The sequence below is a fragment of the Streptomyces sp. NPDC059582 genome (assembly GCF_042735715.1).
Taxonomy (GTDB): domain Bacteria; phylum Actinomycetota; class Actinomycetes; order Streptomycetales; family Streptomycetaceae; genus Streptomyces.
On sequence record NZ_JBHWCC010000112.1, the window covers coordinates 1 to 7,511 of the forward strand.

2 protein-coding genes are annotated in these 7,511 nt (G+C 68.6%); both read left to right on the forward strand.

The features are described 5' to 3' along the window. The first annotated feature begins 124 nt into the window (after positions 1 to 124). The gene (locus ACFV0T_RS42000; protein WP_385790807.1) at positions 125 to 7,075 is read left to right on the forward strand and encodes a polymorphic toxin-type HINT domain-containing protein; all 6,951 of its coding nucleotides are present in this window, start codon (positions 125 to 127) and stop codon (positions 7,073 to 7,075) included. A 14-nt stretch (positions 7,076 to 7,089) separates the two neighbouring features. Continuing rightward, positions 7,090 to 7,458 carry a hypothetical protein gene (locus tag ACFV0T_RS42005; protein WP_385790809.1) on the forward strand — a complete coding sequence of 123 codons (369 nt, stop codon included), beginning with the start codon at positions 7,090 to 7,092 and terminating at the stop codon, positions 7,456 to 7,458. Positions 7,459 to 7,511: the final 53 nt, after the last annotated feature.

Consider the following 7,511-nt stretch of genomic DNA (forward strand, 5'->3'; position numbering starts at 1 on the left):
CGCCCGGCCCGTGTGAACGGGCCGGGCGTCGCGGGGGACGAGCCCGCTCTTCGCTCCGCACACCCCGCCGTGCCGTCACGCCGGCGGCACCCGGTCAAGCCACTGGGGACTACGAGGGATGACCATGAGACCCGAACCACGCGGACTCCTCCGCCTGTTCCGCACACCACGACGCAAGATCGCCCTGGCCACTGCCACGGTGATGACCGCGACCCTGCTCCAAGGAGTCGCCGCCCCGGCGCTCGCCGACGGCTGGCACCGGCCGGCGCTGCCCGCCGCCGAGAAGTCGCTCGCCGGAGGCCCGGCGGGCAAGGCCGTGCCCCGCAAGGTCATGAAGACCCCGCGTACCCCGCAGGAGCCGCCGGCCTCCGCCTGGCCGAAGGCCGGTGCGGCGACGGTGGACCTGTCGAAGACCCCGGACGCGGCGGCGACGAAGTCCGCGTCCCGGGTCAAGGGCCTGCCCCTGACGCTCGACGCGCGCGTCAAGGGCGGCAAGAACGCCAAGAAGGCGGCCACCGGCACGGTCGCCGCCCGTGTTCTCGACCGCGCGTTCGCGCAGAAGGCCGGTCTGAACGGCCCCGCCTTCACGCTGCGTGCCGGGCGCCCGCAGGACGCCGGCCAGGTCCGGGCCGGTCTGGACTACTCGTCCTTCGCCGGTGCGTACGGCGGTGGTTACGCCGACCGGCTCAGGCTCGTCGAACTGCCCGCCTGCGTGCTGAGCACCCCGCAGAAGCCGCAGTGCCGGACGGCCGAGCCGGTCGAGACGTTCAACGACCCCGAGACCAGGACCCTGACCGCGAACGCGGTCACCCTCAACGCCTCCTCGCCCACCGTGCTCGCGGCAGTCGCCGACTCCGGCAGTGGTCTGGGCGACTACAAGGCCACCGCCCTGTCCGCGTCCGCCAACTGGAGCACCGACCTCAACAGCGGTTCCTTCGCCTGGTCGTACCCGATGGCGGTGCCGCAGGTGCCGGGCGGCCTCGTGCCCAACCTCTCGCTGTCCTACTCCTCCGGTGGTGTCGACGGCCGCACGGGCAACACCAACAACCAGTCCTCCTGGGTCGGCGACGGCTTCGACCTGTCACCCGGGTACATCGAGCGCCGCTACAAGGGCTGTTCCGACGACGACGTCAAGAACGCCGACGGCAACGAGCCCGGCGACCTGTGCTGGGGCTACGACAACGCCGTACTGCAACTGAACGGAGCCGGCGGCGAGCTGGTGCCGAACGGTACCAACTCCTGGAAGCTGAAGGACGACGACGGCACCAAGGTCGACCGGATCTACGGCTCCACCGGTGACGTCCGCTCCAACGGCGCCCGCAACGACGAGTACTGGCGCGTCACCACACCCGACGGAACCCAGTACTACTTCGGCTACAACCGGCTGCCCGGCTGGGCGAGCGGCAACGAGACCACCGACTCCGCCTGGACCGTCCCCGTCTACGGCGATGACGCCGACGAGCCCTGCCACGCCGCCGCCTTCGCGGACTCCTGGTGCCAGCAGGGCTGGCGCTGGAACCTGGACTACGTCGTCGACACGCACGGCAACGCCGCCGCGTACTACTACGACAAGGAAGCCAACTCCTACGGCCGCAACCTCAAGGCCGCCGACGACACCCCGTACGTCCGCGGCGGCACCCTGGACCGCATCGAGTACGGCCTGAAGTCCACCGCCGTGTACTCGGCGAAGGCACTCGCCAAGGTCGACTTCACCAGTTCCGAGCGCTGCCTCCCGGACAGCAGCACCGACTGCTCCTCGATCGCCAAGGACTCCTTCTACTGGTACGACACCCCCTGGGACCTGAACTGCGACGCGGGCAAGGACTGTGACAACGGCCGGGTCTCCCCGGTGTTCTTCACCCGCAAGCGGCTGACCGACGTCAGCACCGAGGTCCTCGTTTCCGGCGCCTACAGCAAGGTCGACGACTGGAAGCTCGCCCACCGCTGGGGCCAGGCCGACATCGACTACCAGTTGCTGCTCGACTCCGTCCAGCGCACCGGCCACGACAGCACGACCACGATCACCCTGCCGAAGGTCACCTTCGCCTACACCCAGCTCGCCAACCGGCTGGACAGGACGGGCGACGGCTGGGCCCCCTTCATCAAGGCCCGGCTCTCCACCGTCGCCGACGAGTCCGGCGGACAGATCGACGTCGGCTACTCGGCCCCGGTGTGCGACGCGGACGCGCTGCCCACTCCGGAGACCAACACCACCCGCTGCTTCCCGCAGTACATCGGAGGCAGCTCCACCACCGACCCCGAACGGCAGTGGTTCAACAAGTACGTGGTGGACACGGTCACCTCCACCGACCGCACCGGCGGGGCCCCCGACCAGGTCACGATGTACGACTACCTGGACGGCGCGGCCTGGCACTTCGACGACGCCGACGGCATGACCAAGGACAAGTTCAAGACCTGGTCCGACTGGCGCGGCTACGGCCACGTACGGGTCCGCTCGGGCGGTCAGGGTGGCGCCTCGGCCATGAAGTCGCAGGCCGACACCTACTTCCTGCGCGGCATGGACGGGGACCGCAAGACGACCAGCGGCGGCACCAAGGACGTCAGCGTCACCCTGGGATCCGGGGAGGGCGACCCGATCACCGACCACTCCTCCGCGGCGGGATTCGCCTACAAGACGGTCAACTACTCCGGCCCCGGTGGCAAGGTGCTCTCCAGGACGGTGAGCCGGCCGTGGCACAAGGAGACCGCGAAGAAGGTACGTGACTGGGGCACCGTCACCGCCGACTTCAGCGGCACCGAGAACACCAGGACCTGGACCTCCCTGGACGACGGGTCGGGCGCCGCCTGGCGGACCACGTCCACCACCGACACCTTCGACACGGCCACCGGCCTGGTCACCCAGACCGACGACTCCGGTGACACCAGCACCGGCGCCGACAACCAGTGCACCCGCACGACCTACGTGGCGGGCAGCGCCGTCCGCAACACCCCGGTGCGCGTCGAGACGGTGGCCAAGGCGTGCGACGCCACCACCAACCGCCCGGCCGACGTCCTCGCCGACACCCGCACCGCCTACGACGGCGGCGCCTACGGCGCGGCGGCGACGAAGGGCGACGCGACCCGGGTCGCCAAGCTCAAGAAGTACGACGGCAGCAGCGCCGTCTACCTCGAGTCGGGCTCCACCTTCGACTCCTACGGGCGCATGCTGACTTCCACGGACCTGACCGCGGACGTCACGGTCACCTCCGGCGGCATGCTCACCCGGACCCCTCGAGGCGACGGCCGCACCACCACCACGGCGTTCACCCCGACCACCGGTTTCGCCACGGGTTCCGTGGTGACCACGCCGCCCGCCGTCCCGGGCGACAGCGCCACCAGGACGACGAGCACGCAGACCTTTGAGTCACTGCGCGGCCTGCCGCTGACCCAGACCGATACCAACGGCAAGGTCACGACCTTCGCGTACGACGCGCTGGGCCGCTCCACCAAGGTGTGGCTACCGGACCGGACGACCGGTCAGACACCGACCTACGAGTTCACGTACACCATCGCCGAGGGCAAACCGGTCGTGGTCGGCACCAAGGCCATCGGCAACAACGGCGCCCAGGACACGTCGTACGCCTTCTACGACGGCTTCCTGCGCTCCCGGCAGACCCAGGCCCCGGGGCCGGACGGAGGCACGCTGCTGGCGGACACCTTCTACGACGAACGTGGCCTGACGAGCAGGGAGTTCGCCTCCTATTACACGGCCGCCACCGCGCCCTCCACGACTCTCTTCAAGCTCGACAACGCGTTGAGCGTGGAGAGTCAGAACTGGTACGCCTACGACGGCCTCGGCCGGCAGACCGAATTGAAGAAGATCGCCGGCAACGGCGACGGCGGCACGGTCCTCGGAGTGACCAGGACGATCTACGGCGGTGACCGCACCACGGTCATCCCGCCGGTCGGCGGCACCGCCACCACCACGCTGAATGACTCGCGCGGCCAGACCAGCGAGGTACGCGAGCTCCACGCGCGCGCCGCTGACGCCGCGTACGACACCACGTCGTACGGCTACTCGCAGCGCGGTGAATTGACCAGGGTCACCGATCCGTCGGGCAACGCCTGGACCTGGACGTACGACTTGCTCGGCCGGCTGACGGACACCACTGACCCCGACAAGGGGGCCACCCACACCGAGTACGACGACCGCGGTCTGCCCACTACCACCAAGGACGCCCGCGGCACCGTCCTCGCCCACGTCTACGACGGCCAGGGCCGCCAGACCGAACTGCGCGACAACTCCACCACCGGCGACCTGCGGGCCAAGTGGGTCTACGACACGGTCAGCGGAGCCAAGGGACGTCTCGCCGAGTCCATCCGCTACAGCGGCGGCCAGGCCTACAGCACGAAGGTGCTCGCTTACGACCGGCTGTACCGGCCGCTGCGGACCTCGGTGACCATCCCCTCCACCGAGGGCGCGCTGCAGGGCACCTACCTGTCGGCGACAACGTACAACGCCTCCGGCACGGTGGAGGGCGTCGGCTACCCCAAGGCGGGCGCGCTGGCGGCGAACACCGTGGCCTACACCTACGAGGACGGCACGCTGCGGCCGATCGGGGTCAGCGGCCCGACGAGCCTGACTGGTTCGACGTCCTACAGCTACACGGGCAAGCCCCTCCAATACTCGTTCGCCGCGGCCGGCGGCAAGGCGACGTACGAGACCAACACCTACGAGTGGGGCACCCAGCGGCTGGCCACCTCGCGGGTCGACCGTCAGGACGTCGCGGGCGTCGACCAGTACAACACCTACAAGTACGACGAGGCCGGCAACGTCCTGTCCGTCTCGGACACCTCCCGCAGCGGTACCGACAACCAGTGCTTCGCGCACGACTACCTGGGCCGCGTGACCGAAGCGTGGGCACAGTCCACCACGACCTGCGCGAACGCCCCCGCCACCGGCGTGCTGGGCGGTCCGGCCCCCTACTGGGACTCCTACACCTACGACGTGGTCGGCAACCGGCTCACCGAGACCGGGCACAGTGCCACGGGCGGGGCGGACACCGAGCGCGTCTACAACTACCCGAAGCCGGGTTCGCACAAGCTGGCCTCGGTCGACAAGACCACCGGAACCGTCAAGTCCACGGACAGCTTCACCTACGACGACATCGGCGACACCCATACCCGTCTGCTCGGCGACGGCACCTCCCAGACCCTGGACTGGGACGCCGAGGGCCACTTGGCGAAGGTCACCGAGCCGGTGGAGAGCGGCAGTCCCAAGGTCACGGAGTACCTGTACGACGCGGACGGCAACCGTCTGATCGGCCGTACACCCACCGAGACCACGCTCTACCTCGGCGCAACGGAGATCACCCTGGCGAAGGGGGCGAGTGCCGCCAAGGGCACCCGCTACTTCGACGTCGGGGGTGGCCACGTGGCGGTCCAGAAGGACGACGGGACGATCTCCTTCACCCTGGCCGACCACCACGGCACGGCCCAGCTGTCCGTCGACGCCACCAGCCAGGCACTCACGCAGCGTCGCACCAAGCCCTTCGGTGAACTCCGCGGCTCCGAGCCCACAAGCTGGCCCGGCACCAAGGGCTTCGTCGGCGGTACCACGGACACCGCGACGGGCCTGACCCACCTGGGAGCCCGCGAGTACGACCCCGCCACCGGCCGTTTCCTGTCCGTGGACCCGATCATCACCACGGACGACCCGCAGCAGATGCACGGCTACACCTACGCCGTGAACAATCCCGTCACGTTTTCGGACCCGGCGGGCACGGAGATCGGCTCCCGGCCCAACTCCTGCCAGTACGACGTCAAGTTCTGCAGCAAGCACCAGCAGCAGGAGGTCGGCTACGACCCCAAGACGGGCACGTCCGACTTCCACCGGGGCAACATCTACAAGCGGCAACAGGCCCACAAGAGGGCGTGGGTGGCCCAGAACACCCCGGTCACGAACGACCTCGACAAGCTGTCGGACTACTGGGCCAGCGCGATGGACGGGGAGTTCACTGACGACTTCTGGTCCAACCCCGTCTACGAGTCGGCCAAGCAAGGCTCGGCGTGCTACGGGCGCGAAGGGTGTCGTCAGGCTTACCTCTACGTGCTGCACGGGGGCAACGACGTCGGGAAGGCCAAGGAGATCGCGGCCACCTACTGCGCCCACCACCCCAAGACCTGTGCACAAGAAGCAGAGGAGGTGGCCCGGGGCAAGCTGATAGAGGACTTCGTCAACACGGCCTTCGTGGCGTATCTCGGCGCCGGAGTGAGCGAGGAGGGAAACCCCTGCAACAGCTTTGTGCCGGGCACCGCTGTCCTGATGGCCGACGGCACCACGAAACCGATCGAGGAGGTCAGGACCGGTGACAAGGTCCTGACGACCGACCCGAAGACCGGCCGCACCGAGACCAGGACGGTCACTGCGGAGATCACCGGCAAGGGGATGAAACACCTGGTCGAGATCACCCTGACCGTCGTCGAGAAGCGCGACGAGGACGGGAAGGGCAAGCAGCGCACGGTCTCCGTCACCGCGACCGACGGCCACCCCTTCTGGGTTCCCGAACTGGGCAGGTGGATCTATGCCACCGACCTCGCGGCCGGCGAACACCTGCGCACATCCGCAGGCGTCTCGGTACGCGTCACAGGGGTCAGGCGCTGGACCGAGGTGGCCACCGTCCACAACCTCACCATCGCAGATCTGCACACGTACTACGTGCTGGCCGGCTCCACACCGGTCCTCGTGCACAACACGGGCAAGGGGTGCACGTTCAACTTCCGCAGTCCCAACCCGGCTCATCCGCCGAACCAGTCGGTCATGAAGGCCATGGGGAAGCAGCCGATCCACGAAAGCTGCGTCGACTGCTCGGAGATCGCGGACAATCTGCTGGCGGCTGCGGGCGGCAAGGGGAGAATCGTGTCCTTCAAGGGACCGGGTGAGTCGCTGATGGTTCCTGAAGGCGGTACCACGGTGGATTACACCTATCACCAGGTCTATACCGACGGGCGGTACGCTTATGATCCCCGACTGAGTTCTCAGGCCATTCCATGGGGCGACTACATGAAGACGATGAAATCGCTGAACCCGGGCCTGCGCTGGGGAAAGCCGGGCTTCGACGGGGCCTTCTCTTGATCGGCTCGGCGGAAGTGCTGCGAGCCCTCGGAGCCCAGGGCGTGGTGCAGTGGGCCAGGGTCTCCGCCGGGCCCGATCCGCTGGACTCCCTGGTCCGTCCGCCCATGATCGCGTGGCGCTACGTGAACGCCGAACCGGGTTTGGGCGCCGGGATCACGTCCGTCGTCGAATCGTTCCAGGGAAACGTCGAATGGGTCGTGGACCTGTCCGGCAAGAACTGGGTGATCATGCCGAGGCGGTTGCGTGACGCGTTCGCCGCGGCGTCCGAGGGCGACACGGGAGTCCTGGCGGACCTGAAGAAGTCGGACCAGGAGTTCTGCGTCCGTGCGACGGCGGACTTGGGAGTGCTTACCGGCAGGATCGCTCGCATCCAGCGTGCCTGAGCCGCTGAGCCGCTGAGCCGCTGAGCCTCGCGGGCGTCCGACGACAGCGTCGG